The sequence below is a fragment of the Asanoa ferruginea genome (assembly GCF_003387075.1).
GTDB lineage: Bacteria > Actinomycetota > Actinomycetes > Mycobacteriales > Micromonosporaceae > Asanoa > Asanoa ferruginea.
In genome coordinates, this window is record NZ_QUMQ01000001.1 from 5,240,440 (window position 1) to 5,255,489 (window position 15,050).

General features: G+C 72.4%; 15 protein-coding genes. 6 read left to right on the forward strand and 9 right to left on the reverse strand.

The window, feature by feature from the left end; translation table 11 throughout:
• Positions 1-85: 85 nt before the first annotated feature.
• Both DFJ67_RS24640 and DFJ67_RS24645 read left to right on the forward strand, forming a co-directional pair.
• Positions 86-967 carry an ABC transporter ATP-binding protein gene (locus DFJ67_RS24640; RefSeq protein WP_116070179.1) on the forward strand — a complete coding sequence of 294 codons (882 nt, stop codon included), beginning with the start codon at positions 86-88 and terminating at the stop codon, positions 965-967.
• The gene (locus DFJ67_RS24645) at positions 964-2,700 is read left to right on the forward strand and encodes an ABC transporter permease (protein WP_116070180.1); all 1,737 of its coding nucleotides are present in this window, start codon (positions 964-966) and stop codon (positions 2,698-2,700) included. The genes DFJ67_RS24640 and DFJ67_RS24645 overlap by 4 nt, the downstream gene beginning before the upstream one ends.
• Positions 2,701-2,705: 5 nt before the next feature.
• On the opposite strand, the gene DFJ67_RS24650 is transcribed toward DFJ67_RS24645, so the two are convergent.
• Both DFJ67_RS24650 and DFJ67_RS24655 read right to left on the reverse strand, forming a co-directional pair.
• Complete coding sequence (locus DFJ67_RS24650; protein ID WP_116076619.1) at positions 2,706-3,359, reverse strand: response regulator transcription factor; 654 nt, start codon at positions 3,357-3,359, stop codon at positions 2,706-2,708.
• A complete protein-coding gene (locus DFJ67_RS24655) occupies positions 3,356-4,489 on the reverse strand; it encodes a sensor histidine kinase (protein ID WP_116076620.1) in 1,134 nt (377 codons plus the stop codon). Before DFJ67_RS24655 ends, DFJ67_RS24650 begins: the two co-directional genes overlap by 4 nt.
• 118 nt (positions 4,490-4,607) lie before the next feature.
• Between DFJ67_RS24655 and DFJ67_RS24660 the strand changes: the two genes are divergently transcribed.
• Both DFJ67_RS24660 and DFJ67_RS24665 read left to right on the forward strand, forming a co-directional pair.
• A complete protein-coding gene (locus tag DFJ67_RS24660) occupies positions 4,608-5,003 on the forward strand; it encodes a DUF6069 family protein (RefSeq protein WP_116070181.1) in 396 nt (131 codons plus the stop codon).
• Positions 5,000-5,461: a hypothetical protein gene (locus DFJ67_RS24665; protein WP_116070182.1), complete on the forward strand. Its 462-nt coding sequence runs from the start codon at positions 5,000-5,002 to the stop codon at positions 5,459-5,461. The genes DFJ67_RS24660 and DFJ67_RS24665 overlap by 4 nt, the downstream gene beginning before the upstream one ends.
• A 5-nt stretch (positions 5,462-5,466) precedes the next feature.
• Here the strand turns inward: DFJ67_RS24665 and DFJ67_RS24670 are convergent, their stop codons facing one another.
• The 3 genes from DFJ67_RS24670 to DFJ67_RS24680 form a co-directional block, all read right to left on the reverse strand.
• Positions 5,467-6,654 carry a WD40 repeat domain-containing protein gene (locus DFJ67_RS24670; RefSeq protein WP_116070183.1) on the reverse strand — a complete coding sequence of 396 codons (1,188 nt, stop codon included), beginning with the start codon at positions 6,652-6,654 and terminating at the stop codon, positions 5,467-5,469.
• Between the two features lie 183 nt (positions 6,655-6,837).
• Complete coding sequence (locus DFJ67_RS24675) at positions 6,838-8,439, reverse strand: alkaline phosphatase D family protein (protein WP_170215955.1); 1,602 nt, start codon at positions 8,437-8,439, stop codon at positions 6,838-6,840.
• A gap of 14 nt (positions 8,440-8,453) precedes the next feature.
• On the reverse strand, positions 8,454-9,917 hold the full coding sequence (locus DFJ67_RS24680; protein ID WP_203783205.1) for a CehA/McbA family metallohydrolase: 1,464 nt from the start codon (positions 9,915-9,917) through the stop codon (positions 8,454-8,456).
• A 123-nt stretch (positions 9,918-10,040) separates the two neighbouring features.
• Between DFJ67_RS24680 and DFJ67_RS24685 the strand changes: the two genes are divergently transcribed.
• Positions 10,041-10,541 (forward strand): hypothetical protein, encoded by a 501-nt coding sequence (locus DFJ67_RS24685; protein ID WP_116070185.1) that lies wholly within the window; start codon positions 10,041-10,043, stop codon positions 10,539-10,541.
• On the opposite strand, the gene DFJ67_RS24690 is transcribed toward DFJ67_RS24685, so the two are convergent.
• The 4 genes from DFJ67_RS24690 to DFJ67_RS24700 all read right to left on the reverse strand — a co-directional run bounded on the left by DFJ67_RS24690 (position 10,542) and on the right by DFJ67_RS24700 (position 13,995).
• Entirely contained in the window at positions 10,542-11,129 is a 588-nt protein-coding gene (locus DFJ67_RS24690) for an FHA domain-containing protein (RefSeq protein WP_116070186.1), read from the reverse strand. It lies immediately after the preceding gene.
• On the reverse strand, positions 11,126-12,595 hold the full coding sequence (locus tag DFJ67_RS24695) for a serine/threonine-protein kinase (RefSeq protein ID WP_170215956.1): 1,470 nt from the start codon (positions 12,593-12,595) through the stop codon (positions 11,126-11,128). Before DFJ67_RS24695 ends, DFJ67_RS24690 begins: the two co-directional genes overlap by 4 nt.
• Positions 12,596-12,614: 19 nt before the next feature.
• Entirely contained in the window at positions 12,615-13,517 is a 903-nt protein-coding gene (locus DFJ67_RS42840) for a hypothetical protein (protein ID WP_170215957.1), read from the reverse strand.
• A gap of 97 nt (positions 13,518-13,614) precedes the next feature.
• On the reverse strand, positions 13,615-13,995 hold the full coding sequence (locus DFJ67_RS24700; RefSeq protein ID WP_116070188.1) for a DoxX family protein: 381 nt from the start codon (positions 13,993-13,995) through the stop codon (positions 13,615-13,617).
• Between the two features lie 161 nt (positions 13,996-14,156).
• Here DFJ67_RS24700 and DFJ67_RS24705 point away from each other — a divergent pair, with 161 nt between their 5' ends.
• Positions 14,157-15,050, forward strand: a complete 894-nt coding sequence (locus DFJ67_RS24705; protein ID WP_116070189.1) for an RNA polymerase sigma-70 factor — start codon at positions 14,157-14,159, stop codon at positions 15,048-15,050.

A 15,050-nucleotide genomic window follows, 5' to 3' on the forward strand; every position in this document is an offset into this window, starting at 1 on the left:
CCTCCGCTCCGGTGCCTGGTAGTAGTGATCGCCCACCCGCCCGGTGATTGCCTGAGGACCGGCATCACCGCGCTCAGGAGGATCCATGCGGCTGGAGATCAACGACGTCAGCAAGACCTACCGCGGCGGCAAGCGCGCCATCGCCGGCGTCAATATGAGCATCGGCACGGGAGTGCTCGGCCTGCTCGGCCCCAACGGCGCCGGGAAGTCGTCGCTGATGCGGATCATCGCGACCATCACCCGCCCGACCGGCGGCCAGGTCACCTGGAACGGCACCGACATCGTGGCCCGGCCCGACGCGCTGCGCCGCGACCTCGGCTACCTGCCGCAGGACTTCGGCGTCTACCCGCACCTGAGCGCCCGGGAGTTCCTTTCCTACCTCGCGGCCGTGAAGGGCATGCCGGCCAAGGCGGCCCGCAACCGGATCAGCGAACTGCTGGAGATCTTCAACCTGACGGGTGCGGGCCGGCGGCCGTTGGGCCGCTATTCCGGCGGGATGCTGCGCCGGGTGGGCATCGCCCAGGCGCTGCTGGCCGACCCGAAGCTGCTGATCGTCGACGAGCCCACCGCAGGCCTCGATCCCGAGGAACGGATGGTGTTCCGCAACCTGCTCAGCGAACTCGCCGCAGACCGGGTGGTGCTGCTGTCGACGCATATCGTCTCCGATGTGGAATCGGTGGCCGCCGACATCGCCATCATGGCGCACGGGACGCTGGTCAGCCGCGGCAGCCCGCAGGAGTTGCTGAACCACGCCTGGGGCCAGGTGTGGGAGCTGACTGTCGCGCCGGCAGCGCTCGCCGGCCTGCGGGAAAGACATGTGGTCAGCCGGATGGTACGCACGGAGGCCGGCGTGCGGATCCGCGCGCTGGCGGCGGAACCACCCGGCCCGGGTGCGGTGCCGGCCCAGCCGGACCTGGAGGACGCCTATCTCGCCACCGTCCACAGCCGACCGATGGCGGTGCGATGAGAGCGCTGACGGCGCTGGCGGTCGCCGACTTCCGCGAACGCACCCGGCGCCCCGCCTACCTGGTCATCCTCGCCGCCGCGGTCGCGCTGGCCTGGCTGACGATCCCGCCGGCCGACTCGCTCTGGGTAATCATGAATGCGGGCGGCTACCGGGGCGTCTACAACAGCGCCTACGTCGGCACGGCCACCGCGCTCGCCGGCGCCCTCTGGCTGATGATCGGCGGGTTCTACGTCGTGCGGGGCGCGGTCGCCCGCGACGAGACAACCCGCGTCGGCCACATCCTGGCCGCCACGACCCTGAGCCGCGCCGGCTACCTGGCCGGCAAGTTCATCAGCAACCTGATGGTGCTCGCCTCGATGGCCGGCGTCCTCGCGGTGACCGCATTCGTCCTCCAACTCGCCCGCGGCGAGTCGCGGTCGGTCGACCCGGTGGCCCTGCTCGCGCCCTACCTGGTGCTGACACTGCCGGTGCTGGCAGCGACCGCAGCCGCCGCGATCGTGTTCGAGACGGTCCCGGCGCTGCGCAAGGGTCTGGGCAACATCGCCTGGTTCTTCGTGTGGATGACCGCACTGATCGCCGGCGCGGGTTCGCCTTTCGGTGGCCTGGCCGAGGTGGCCGCGTCCATGCGGCAGGCGGTGGCCGCCCAACATCTGTCCCGGGCCGGCGAGTTCAGCATCGGTTTCACCCAGGTCGACCATCCGCTGGCCACCTTCGCCTGGTCCGGCTTCCACCCGGACGGCGGCTATCTTGTTGGCCGGCTGACGCTGATCGTGCTCGCCGCCTGCGTGGCGGTGCTGCCGGCACTTTGGTTCGGCCGCTTCGACCCCGCCCGCGGCCGCGCGGTGGCGGACCGCGCCGCGCGCGGCGATCGCGTGGCTGGCGCTGAGCGGGTGGTTGGCGCTGAGCGGGTGGCTGGCGCTGACCGGGTGGTTGGCGCCGGGCGGGTGGTTGGCGCGGATCGCGTCGCTGGCGCCGACCGGGTGGTTGGCGCCGGGCGGGTGGTTGGCGCTGACCGGGTGGCTGGCGCCGACCGCGGCGCCGACGGCATGCCGGTGCTGGCCTATGCACCGCCGCGGCCGCGCCCCTATCCGAAGCTGTCGGCGGTCAGAGCCCAGCGGCGGCTGGCCACCGTCCGGTTGCTCGCCGGCGAGGTCCGCATCCTGATGCAGGGCGTCTCCCGCTGGTGGTGGCTGGTCATCGCCGCGATCACCGCCGCGAGCGTGGCCATCCCACTCGACGCGGGCCTACCGGCGGGCGTGCTGCTGTGCGCCGCGTGGATCTGGCCGATCCTGATCTGGTCGCGGCTGGGCACCCAACGGCACGAGAACGGCCTGGAGCCGCTGCTCGCCTCCTATCCCGCCCGGCGCCGCCAGCTCGCGGCCGAGTGGCCGGCCGGCGTGCTGCTCACCGCGTTGACCGGCGCCGGCCCGCTGCTCCGGATGACGTTCGCGGCTGACGGGGCCGGCGTGGCCGCATGGGTGGCCGGTGCCCTGTTCATCCCGTCGCTCGCGCTTCTGCTGGGCGTCGCCACCCGCACGCACCGCGTCTTCCAGGTCACTTACGTCATCCTCTGGTACGCGGTGGTCAACCAGATCGCCGCAGCCGACTACATGGGCGTGGTCCTCGTCGACGGCCACCGCGCCGGACCGCCGCCAGCGGCGCTGGCCGGCGTCGCGGCCGCCCTGCTCGCGACCGCGGCCACCATCCGCGCGGCCAGGCACGCGGCACGATGAGCCGATCAGATCAGGCCGGCGTCGTGGGCGAGCATGGCCACCTGGGTGCGGTTGGTCAGGTCGAGCTTGGTGAGGATGTGCGTGACGTGCGCCTTGACCGTGGCCACGCTCATCTCGAGCCCACCCGCGATCTCCGCGTTGGTCTGCCCCTTCGCGACCGCCAGGGCGACCTCCCGCTCCCGCGGGCTGAGCGCCGCCAACCCGGCGCGGGCCCGTTCATAGGCCGCAGCCCCCGTCGACACCCGCTCCATCAGCCGCCGGGTGACCGCCGGCGACAGGATGGGCTCGCCGGCCGCGACCGACAGGATCGCGTCGACGATCCGCGCCGGCGCGGTGTCCTTCAGCAGGAAGCCGCTGGCTCCGGCCCGCAACGCCCGCACGACGTGGTCGTCGGTGTCGAAGGTCGTCAACACGATGACCTCCGGCGGATGGGGGCGCGCCCGCAGGCGGCGGGTGGCCACGATCCCGTTGACCCGCGGCATGCGGATGTCCATCAGCACCACGTCGACGCCGTGCCGGTCGACGGCCGCGGGTACCTCGTCGCCGTCGGCCAGGGTCGCCACGACCGTGATGCCCTTCGCGCCGTCGAGCATCATCGTGAGGGCCGAGCGCACCAGTGGGTCGTCGTCGACGACGATGACGCGTACACCGTTGATCATGTGCGCCACGGTAACCGGGCGCGGAGCCGGAACTCTCCGTCGGCGTCGATCTCGTGGTCGAGCTGGCCGCCGGCCAGGCTGACGCGTTCGGTGAGGCCGATCAGCCCCACCCCGGCGCCGGGCAACTCCGGCAGGCCGGAGGAGAGCGGGTTGTGCAGCTCGATGGTCAGCTCACCGCCCGGCGAGCCGGCCAGCGTGACGGTCACCGGCTGGCCCGCGGCGTGCTTGCGGGCGTTGGTCAGCCCCTCCTGCACGACCCGGTAGGCCGTGCGCCCGACCACGGCGGTCGCCTCCGCCGAATGGTCGGTCCGGTCGTCGAACCCCACCGCCAGCCCGGCCTCCCGCGCCTCGTCGACCAGCCGTCCGACATCGCCGAGACCCGGGCCGGCCGGGCCATCCGGATCCGCGGGGTCCTCGCGCAGCACGGTGATCACCTCACGCAACTCGTCGAGGGCCTGGTGCACGCCGCTGCGGATGATGCCCGCGGCGGCCGCCAGCCGCTCCGGTGGCGAGTCGGGCCGGTATTCGAGCGCGCCGGCATAGGTCGCCAGCAGCGACAACCGGTGGGCGAGCACGTCGTGCATCTCGCGGGCGATCAGGGTGCGCTCGGCCAGCCGCGCCTCACTGACCCGCCGGCCCTGCTCGGCCTCGGCGCGCCGGGCGCGGTCGACCAGTGACTGCATGAGCGCCACCCGGGCCTGGCCCCAGGTGCCCCAGCCGAGCAGAGCGGCGTAGGCGAGCGCCATCAGCAGCAGCCACCACCCGTAGGACAGCCCACCGAACGGCCGCCACAGGCCTTGCAGGGCGTGCCCGACCACCCCGGCCACGGCGACCGTGAGCGCGGGTCCGAACCGGCGCTGCCGGGCCGCGTTGAGGGCCGCGAAGGTGGCCGCCGGCGTCGCGACCGGCGACAGGATGACGAGCGCGCTCAGCAGCAGACCACCGGCGACCGGGCGGCGCAGCGCGACCGGGACGAGCACGGCCGAGGCCACCGCGATGGCGATGTCGAGCCAGCGCGGCCCGACCGGGCCCGACGACAGCGTGGCCCACAGCGTCGTGCCGATCAGCGCGGTGATCGCGATCGTGGAGATCACCGCGATCGCGCGTGGCGGCCGCCTGTCCAGGGTCATGGTGCTCACGCGGCCAGGCTAGATGCCGAGGCCATGGCCCGACCACCGACCAAAGTCGTAGTCCGGCGGGCACCGGGATCGATGCCGGGCACCGCCGCCCACCCCGAAACTCATCGGCATGACAGACCTGAAAGCACATTCCCGGGTACGCGGCGCGGCCGTCGTCGGCGCCACCGTGGTCGCCGCCGAACTGGTGTTCCTCGCCGTGCACGAGGCGGCGGGCGTCGACCTGGCGGTCCGCAGCGGCGGCACCGTGACCCACGTCGGCGCCGCGGCGGTGGCCGCCGTCTCCCTCCTGGTGGCGCTGGCCGCCTGGGGGCTGCTGGCCCTGCTCCAGCGGATGAGCGCCCGCGGCCGGCGGATCTGGACCATCGTGGCGACGGTGATCTTCGTCGTCTCACTGCTCGGCCCGCTGGGCGCCGAAACCGCCGGCGCGACCCTCGGCCTGGCGGCTCTGCACCTGATCGTGGCCGCGGTCGTCATTCCTGGTCTTCGATGGGAGAGTGCGCGATGATCACCACTCAGTCACTGAGCCTCCGCAAGCGCCGCGGCGCCTGGGTGCTCGACGGCAGCCATTCCGCGCTGCGCACGGGCGTGTCGATGCGCCGCGGCGAGATCAGCACCGACTGGGGCCGCTGGCAGGTCGACATCACCGACTTCCACCGCACGGGCGTGGTCGCCCGGGCGGGGGAGCGGCCGGTTGTCCGCCTGCACCCGAACGGCACGCAGGTCCCCGGCCCCGGCGAGCCCGCCCAGTGGCGGCTGAGCCGGCACTCGGGCGAGCTCATCCGGGGGCAGAGCCGGATCGTGGTGCACCCGGCGGGCTATTTCACCTCGCGGCTCCAGGTCGAGGTCACCGGCCCCTGGGCCAACCTCGACCTGGTGGCGCTGACCGCGTGCTTCGCGATCCTGACCCGCCGCCGCAAGCGGACGTTCACCATCATGGCCATCGCCGGCGCCACCGGCGGCTGACCGGGCTAGGGGGTCGGTCGTCGGCGGCGGGCGAGCACGACGAGGGCGGCAACGCCGCTCACCAGGGCGACGGCCACTCCGGCCAGCAACGTGGTCAGGAGCCCGCCGATGCCGTGCGGCGGACGGCCCACCCGGCCCTGACCGCTCGCGATGACGCTGTCGGCCACGTCGATCGAGAGCACCTGCTGGTCAGGCGCCGACAGCAGGGTTCGCTCGACGCCCGGCCCGACGGCGAGCACCTTGGCCGCGCGGACCCACTCGTAGTCGGTGAACTGTAGATGCGACAGCGACAGGGTCCGCGCTTCGGTCTCGAAGCCGACGACGGCGATGTCCGGCTCGGGATAGAACGCCGCCACGACAGCCTCGCCCGAGGGTGCCCAACCGAGCAGGCGGACGGCCACCAGGCCGGCCAGTTCGGGCAACACGGGCGTGGACCGCGAGTCTCCGGTGGCCGGGTCGACCACCCGAAGTTGCCAGCGGGACGGGTAGGAGTCGCCGGCGCAGCACCGGCGTTGCCCTACGAGCGTGAGTCCCTCGGCGTCGGGCGTCCAGGCACCCTTGCCGGCCAACTGGTCACCGTCGGCGACGACGAACCGGCTGACTGTCTTTCCGGTGAGGGTGGCGACGGTGACGGTTCGCGCCGACTGGTAGGCCAGCCGCGCGCCGACCGGTGCGAACGCGACCATATATCCATCATGGACGCTGCCGAGATCGAGATCCGCGATGCGGTGCTGCGCGCCCGATCCGGGGTCGAGCACGTACAACGTCGCTCGGCTGGGTGTTGGCACCTCGGAGCCGTCGGGTTGAAGCGTCAACGGCGCGTCGTAGGCGATGGCGGCCAGCCAACGACCATCCGGCGACCACGCCTGCGGCACGACGACGCTGGCGCCGAGTTCGGGAAGCAGCAGCGAGGTGCCGGTTTCGAGGTCGGTGACGCGACCGACCGAGGCCAGCCGCCGGCCGTCCGGCGACAGGACCGCCTGCTCGCCGGCGAAGTGATAGTGGTCGTCGAGGTGCTGGGTGACCCGATAATCGTCGCGGCCCGCGCCGATCACGGCCAGCACGCCCTTGCTGCCGGTGAGCCACCAGGTGGGCGCGCCGAAGACCACACCGGCCGGGCCGGCGGGCGACGAGGTCACCGACGCGGTGCCCCAGTGTGGCGCGCCGACCCGGTCGGGTAGGGACGGCAGCACGACCGAGGATGCCGCTGGAGTCGCCCCTGGACGGGACACCGCCCATGGCACGGTCAAGCCGAGCAGGACGGCGACCAGCGGCAGCGCCCACCGGCGACGTCGAGGGGATCGGTTGATGGTGGACCTCCGGTGCGATGCGAGGCGCTGACGCTCTCACACCGCACCGGGAATCTCCATCGTCCGTCAGGCCGCCACGATCCGGGACGTGCCGGCGGCGACCGCGAAGGAGGCCTGCGTGCGTACCGGCGAATCCCGGGTTTCGATCGAATCGACGGTGCGCACATCGGTGCGCCAGGCGTCACGGCCGACGGAGCACCGCAGGTAGCCGCGCTTGAGCCCGTCGAAATACTTGACGTGCGGGTTGAGCAACGGGTTGGCCGCCTTGACCGGAGCGTCGAAGGCGGCGGGGAAGTCGGAGCTGATCGACGTCGAGACGAACTCGACGGCGACCGGCGCGAGGTCCGGGCGGTCGAAGTCGCGGTGCAACTCGCTCAACCAGGTCGAGTGGATGTCGCCCGCCAGCACGACCGGGTTGGCCACCCGGTGGTCGGCGAGCAGGCCGAGCAGGCGGTCCCGCTGCGGCGCGTAGCCGTCCCACTGGTCGAGGTTGGCCATCGTCGGCGGGACCAGGGCCGGGTTGGGCAGCAGCGTGCGGCTCATCATCACCTGCTGTGCGACGACGTTCCACCGGGCCGGCGAGCCGAGCAGCCCGGCGGCCAGCCAGCGCTCCTGGTCGCGGCCGGTCAGCGTGCCCGTGGTGTTGGCCTCGCCGACCTCGGCCGGGCCGAAGTCGCCGGGAATGCCGCCCGGCTGGTCGGAGCGGTACTGGCGGGTGTCGAGCACGTTGAGCCGCACCAGCCGCCCGTAGTCGAACCGGCGGAAGATCCGCAGGTCGGGGCTGCCGGGCTTCAGGTTGGCCCGGATCGGCATGTGCTCGTAGTAGGCCTGGTAGGCCGCGGCCCGCTGCTTCGCGAACTGCGCCGCCGTCTGGTGCTTCGCGCCGGTGTCGTCGATCTCGTCGACCAGCGACGCGTAGTTGTTCTCGGTCTCGTGGTCGTCCCAGGTGACCACCCACGGGAACGCGGCGTGGGTGGCCCGCAGCGCCGGGTCGGTCTTGTATTGCGCGTGCCGGTTGCGATAGTCGCTCAGCGTGCGGAGCTGGTCGAGCCCCACCGTCTGCGGCGCCACGTGCGCCCGGTCGGGGAAGCGGCTGTCCGGGTCGTACTCGTAGATGTAGTCACCGAGATGGACGACCAGGTCCAGGTCCTCCTCGGACATCGCGGTGTACGCGGGCCAGTAGCCGTTCTGGAAGTCCTGGCAGTTGGCGATCGCGAAGCGCAGCGAGCGCGGGTTGTCCCACGGCGCCGGCGCGGTGCGGGTGCGGCCGACCGGGCTGAGCTCGCCCAGCGCCCGGAACCGGTAGAAGTAGTCGTGTGCCGGTGCGAGCCCGACCGCGTCGACGTGCACCGAGTGGGCCAGTTCCGGGCGGGCGAGCGTCCGGCCTCGGCGCACGACATGCCGGAACCGCTCGTCGGTGGCGACCTCCCACTCGACCTCGACCGGGCGGCGGGACAGTCCTTCGGGCGCGTAGAGGTCGCGCGCGAGGCGGGTCCACAGGATCACGCTGAACGCGGTGGGGTCACCGCTGGCCACGCCGAGCGGGAACGGGTCGGCGGTGTCGTGCGAGCTGTGCGCGGCGGCGGGTGAGCCGGCCACGACCACGGCGCCGGCGGCAGCCGCCGCCGTGGTGAGCACCTGGCGGCGGCTGACGGTGAAGTCGGACAACGGTTCCTCCGGGATCAACGGGTCTTGCCGAGGAAGATCGGGTTGGTCAGGGCGACCATCGTGTCCGCGGTCGTCGCGGTGGGCTGGAGGCGACGAACCTCCGCGCGTACGTAGCGGGAGTTGCGCGGCGTCGTGGTCCACGACACGGTGGCCTCGCCGCTGGCGGGCAGCGGCATGACCAGCCGCTGCCCCTGATCGGTGACGAAGCGGGCGACGCAGCCGGGCGCACCGTTAACGGTCAGGGTGGCGGTCACCGCGGTGTCCTCGGCGACGTCGAGCCGCTCGCCGATGCCGGCGCGGCGGCCGCTGACGGTGGCCACCTCGAAGCTCAGGTCGACCGCGGCGGACTCGGCGATCCAGGACCGTCCGGCGCGTACGCCCGACAGGATCGACCGCCGGTCGAGGCCGTCGGCGTGCACGACCGTCTGCGGGAGCCCGATCACCTGCGGCTCGCTGTGCGCGTCGCTGTTGCCGACCGCCGGGATCCACCGGTCGCTGCGGCCGGCGGCGACCAGCAGGTTGTCCCAGTTGCCGAGGACCGCCTCGTCGTCGAGCGTCCACGGACCGTTCCACACCTCGACGGCGTCGAGCCCCTCGAAGCCGAACTTCCAGCCGCAGCCGACGCACGGTGCCAGCGGGTGCGCCGCGACGGCCAGCGCGCCGGCCTTGTGGATGTCGCGCACGAAGCGGTCGAGCGCACCGTCGGCGGCCCGGTAGCGCCAGTCGATCCAGGTGCCCGGAGGCAGGCCGAGCGCGGTGTAGTGACCGTTGCGGGTGGTGATCTCCTCACCATTGATGATCAGAAGATCGGGTCCGGCGTACGCGCCCCAGACGCCGGCCGCGCTCGACGTGTTGTGGTCGGTCGAGACGATGAAATCCAGTTTGGCGGCCCGGGCACCGGCGGCGACCTCAGCCGGCTGGCGGCGGCCGTCGGAGTGCACGGTGTGCAGGTGCATGTCGCCGCGATACCAGGCTTTGCCCCGACCGGCGGCGTGGTCCGGCGAGTGGTTGGGCACGAACGGCGGCCCGTCGGCACCGAACTCGAGCGTCACGGTGACCGTCCACTTCAGGCCCTGCGGCACCACCCGGTAGGGCCCGAGGATGAGGTGCCACCGGCCCCGCCGGACCGGCCCCGGCAGGTAGCCCGGGGTGGCGTCCGACGCGCTGATCGTGAAGCTGTCCCGGAACCCGCCCGACCAGCCCCGGAACCCGGCCCGCTCGCCCAGGTCGTGGCCGCTCTCGTCGAACACACCGATGTCGAGCGCGTTGCCCTCGGTCCCCGGTGGCGGGGTCGGTCGGTCGTAGCTGTAGGTGACGGACAGGCGGTTGACCCCGCCCGGAATGTCGAGCGGGATGTAGACCCAGTCGGGGGCACCGTAGGCGATGGTGCCGGTGAGCGTGCGGGTCTGCGGGCCAGGCCCGGCGGCGGCCGCGAAGCTCACGGGATCGAGCACGACGGAGGCCGCGCCCGCGGACACGGCGGTGATCAGAAGCTGACGACGATTGACCGGCGACATACCCGGGAAGCCTTCGCTTCGATGGTTGCCGGCAGCCGACCGGCGGCCAGACAACCGATGGCGCTCGATAGGACTCTAAGGGGTATGCGAACGACGCGCTGGACGTCCTGCCTGGTCACCGCCGTGGCGATGGTCGCGATCGCCGGCTGCGACGGCGGCGGTGCCGCCGTGGTCGGTGCGCCGACGCCGAGCGTGCTCGGGCACCCGGCGCCGCGAACCATCGGCCTCGCCGGGTTGCCGGATTACCTGCGACCCACCGGCGTCACTCCCGGCCCGGCGTTTCGCCTGCCGGCCGGCACCGAGCGGACGTCCTACTCGGCGGCCGCCGGCGCTCCGGTCGCCGGGCTCGTCTGGGTGCGCCAGCCCGTGGACCCGTTCGGGCTCCCGGGCGGCGTTGTCGAGTTGCGGCCGGGCCTGCTCAACGACGGCACCCGGCTGCTCGTCACCGACGACACCGCAACCGACGCGGCACACCTGCGGGCCTGGTCCCCGTCGGGCGACTCCGACTACCTGCTCGTCTACGGCGGCGACGCCGCCGCCCGCCGGTCGGTGCTCGAGTCGATCGTCGCCGCCACGTTCGGATAGCTAGCGGAGGTCGGCGCGGGTGATGGCGCCGCGGGTCATCGCCTCGTTGGCCAGCCGCACCCGGCGTCGTTCGCCCTCGCCGGGGATGTCGAACTTCTCGTAGAGGCGCAACAGGTGCTGTTTGACCGCGGCCTCGGTGACCACGAGTGCGGCCGCGATCTCCCGGCTGGAGGCCGGCTCGGTGAACATCGCGCCGGCCAGCAGCGGGCGGCACAACTGCACGAGGACGTCGCGTTCGCGGGCCGTGAGGTCGGGCGGCGGTGCGCCGGCCTCGGTCGGCTGGCCGGCGGGCACGCGGCCGGAGCGCAGCACGAAGCGCGACGTGCCGGCGCGGACCTCGTCGCCGTCGGTCAGCGCGTGTTCCTGCCAGATCCGTTGGCCGTTGACGAAGGTTCCGTTGCGGGAGCCGAGGTCGCGCACGCACCAGCCGGCCGGATAGCGCTCGAAGACCGCGTGCAGGCGGGACAGGCGGCGGTCGGTGGGCACGGCTAGGTCGTTGGAGTCGGCGCTGCCCAACGTGATCCGGTCGCCGTCGAGCGGGATCATCGACGCGCCCGCGGCGCCCCACATCTCCAGGTAGGCGGTCATCGGCCGGTGAGCGTCACGGCGTATTTGCCGTCGACGCCGGGGGAGCCGACGCGCAACTCGTAGTCGCCGGGGGTGAGGGTATAGGGGCCCTGCTGCTGGCACAGGTTGTTGGAGGCGACGAGGCCGCGCACGGGGTGGTAGAGCTGCCAGCGGACGGGATCGGCGCAGCTCTCACCGCTGACGTAGAGGTCGATGCCGGCGTCGAGATGCAGGCGATAGGGGCGCACCTCGCCCACACCCAGCGACGCGAGGCCTTCGGGCGGGATCCGTTCGCCGATGGTGATCACCCGAGCGTCGTTCCGCGCCGGAGTCGGCGAAGCGGGCGCCGAAGACGGTGCGCGCCCGGCCGACGTCCCGCTGGAAACCGACGCACCGGCGCCAGGTTGCCCACTGCCGTCGCCGGCGCCCTTCACGACCAGCGCGATCGCGACGGCGACCAGCGCGACGGCGGCGATCGCCAGCAGCACCCGTCGCTGCCACGACCGGGCCGGAGCGGGTTCGACCAGCGGGCGGTCGAGCAGCGGCCCGGCGACCCCGCTGTCATCGAGCCGGGTCACCGCGGGCGCCGTCCACCGTGTCGACAGGATGCGCGAGCTGGCGTCGATCGGGTCACCGGCATCGCCGACGAGGGCGAGGAGCAGCTCGCGGGCGGTCGGGCGCCGGTCGGGCTCCTTGTCGAGCGCCCGGGTGACGAGGTCGCGCAGCGGGCGGTCGAGGGTGCCCAGCTCCGGTGGTTCGGCCAGGATGCGATGCATGAGCTGGTAGGCCGCGCCGGTGCCGAACGGCGGCCGGCCGGCCGCGGCGAACGTGACGACCGCACCCCAGCTGAAGATGTCGGTCGCCGTGGTGGTCGTGCCGCGGAACTGTTCCGGCGCCATGTAGGACGGCGTCCCGACGACGTTGCCCGACTCGGTGAGCCGTTCCAGTGCGTCCAGCGCCCGGGCGATGCCGAAGTCGATCACCTTCGGGCCGACCCGCGACAGCAGCACGTTGCTCGGCTTGAGGTCGCGGTGCACGACTCCCGCGGCGTGGATGCCGTTGAGCGCGGCCGCGATGCCGATCGCGAGACTGTCGAGTGTGGACCCGTGCATCGGCCCGTCCGCGGCCAGCGCGGCGGTCAGCGTGGGACCTTCGATGAACTCGGTGACCAGGTAGGCCCGGTCGCCGTCGGTGCCGGCACCGAGCACCTGCGCCGTGCAGAAGCGCGCGACCCGGCGGGCCGCCTCGGCCTCGGCCGCGAATCGGGCCAGGAAGCGGGGATCCAGCGCGTATTCCGCCCGGATGAGCTTGACGCACACCCGGCGCCCGTCGGGGTTTTCGCCGAGGAACACGACGCCCATGCCGCCCTGGCCGAGCCGCCCGAGCAGCCGCACCCCGCCCACCTGCCGCGGGTCGCCCGGCAGCAGGACCGGCGCCTGCGCGCCGGTCCCGTGCGTTGCGTCACCGCGGCCGGCGTCCAGCGTCATCGGCCGCATTCTACGACCGTCAATGCACTGGTACGCGCAGCCCGCCCTTTTCATACCGGAACCAGGAGAGCAGGTAGGTGCCGTTGGCCGGCGCGGGCACCAGGAAGCAGGCGAGCCCTCCGTCCACCTTGCCGTGTGGCGGTGGGTAGATCTGCGCCCGGCTGCAGTTGTCGGCGGTGCCGAGCGAGGTGCCGTCGGGCATCTTGAGGTGCAGGTCGCGGTCGAACACCCAGGCGAAGCCGGCATCGGTGTTGTTGGTGGCCGAGAAGGTCAGCCGGAGAAACTCCTGACCGGCCGGCGCCTGGCCGTGTAGGTAGGGCTCGTCGGACCGCACCTCGACCGCCGAGACGGTCATGAAGACACCGCCCGACTTCGACGCCAGCACCTTACCGGTGACCGGCACCGGCTCGGGCTCCAGCGCGACCAGCCCGTCGGGGCCGCTGAACGGGATCGTCGCCTGCCGGTTGGCCGGTTTCCCGACGATCAGGACGGCCTCGGGAAGCACGAAATGCTCGTCGACCTCGAACGCGTAGGTGCCGTGCTGGCTGCGCTGTGCCGGCACCTCGGCCAGGTCGAGCAGCGGGCGGTCGACCGCGGCGTAGCTGCGGTCGCCGACGGTCACCAACGCGTCTTCGGTCGGCTCCCGCTCGTACTCCGTGCTCAGGTTTTGGAAGACGCCCTCGATCGTCACGCTCTTCCCGCCGCCGGCGGACGCGTCGACCACCCGCGCCGTGCCCAGGGTGACCTTGAAGCCGGCGTACCAGTAGGACTTGTTGATCTGGATCTCGGTCACCGCCGCGGGCGCTTGGCTCTCCGACGGTGCGGGATCGGTTCCCCCGCCACCGCCGGACGGGGTGACACAGCCGGCCAGGGCCAGCCCGGTCGCCGTCGAGACGACCAGTAACCGCAGCAACTTCCTCATGTGCACCAATATGGCGTCTGGTCGATGGCCGACGATATGGCCGGGAGGTGAGCTTTCCGGACCGACGGGACAGGCCGGGCTTACCTTCCGGTAAGGGTCAGCCGAACGCCTCCGGCCCGAACCGACCCCAGGCGACGAACACGGCGACGGCGAGATAGATCAGGTCGGCCGCGATCGTCGCCCGCTCGCCCCGGCGCAACCGCATGATCACCGCCCCGGTGAACAGCGCCGCCACGCAGGTGGCGGTCACCGGCACGAGGACCGGCGCGATGTCGAGCGCGGCCGGCAGGATCAACCCCGCCGCGGCCAGGATCTCGAGGGATCCGATGGCTCGCAGCGCGCCGGGGCTGAAGTCGAGCACCCACTCCGCGGCGCGACCGAAAGTGGCGATCTTCTCTCGGGGCACGAACATCTTCGAGGTGCTGACCAGGAGTACGGCGGCCAGCAGTCCGGCGGCGATCCATAACGCGACGTTCATGATCAGGCTCCTTGGTCCGGGCGGCGTCGTATCGACATTCAGATGCCGGCCGGTCGATCCCTGTGACAGTGACGCGGGCCACCGCCGGCCCGTGTCACAAACCGAGGTGCGGCGGCATCTCGTGTGTGGCAGCGTCGGAAGCGGAGAGGCAGGAGCCAGCCATGAGCGAAGGCACGACCGACTCGGCGACCGAGGCGTTCGTCGCACACCGCAACCTGCTCTTCACGGTCGCCTACGAGATGCTCGGCTCCGCCGCCGACGCGGAAGACGTGCTGCAGGAGACCTGGCTCAAGTGGGTCGGTGTCGACCTTCCCTCGATCCGCGACGAGCGCGCCTACCTGGTCCGGATCACCACCCGTCAGGCGCTGATCCGGCTGCGCACGCTGCGCCGCCGCAAGGAGTCCTACGTCGGCCCGTGGCTGCCCGAGCCGCTGCTGACCGCACCCGACGTGGCCGACGACATCGAGTTGGCCGACAGCGTCTCGATGGCCATGCTGCTGGTGCTGGAGACGCTGACCCCGACCGAACGCGCGGTCTTCGTGCTGCGCGACGTGTTCGACCTGGAATACGACGAGATCGCCGCGGCCGTCGACAAGACACCGGCCGCCGTCCGCCAGATCGCCCACCGGGCCCGCGCCCACGTCGCCGCGCGCCGCCCCCGCGGCGAGGTCACGCAGGCACAGACCCGCGACGCGCTGGAGGCGTTCCAACGCGCCAGCGCGACCGGCGACCTGCAACACCTGGTCGACATCCTCGCGCCCGACGTCGTCTTCCTCGGTGACGGCGGCGGCGTCGTGCAGGCCGTGCTGGTTCCGGTCACCGGCGCCCACAAGGTCTCCCGCCTGCTGGCCGCCGGCCTGAGCCGGATCGCGACCATGGGTTCGCTGGAGCAGACCCAGGTCAACGGCCACCCGGCCCTGGTCTTCCGGGTCGATGGCGACATCGACACGGTCCTCGTCGTCCGCGTCGGCGACGGCCTGGTCACCGGCATCTACGCGGTCCGCAACCCGGAAAAGCTGTCCCGCATCGACCAGCAAACCGCCGTCAGCCGCTGA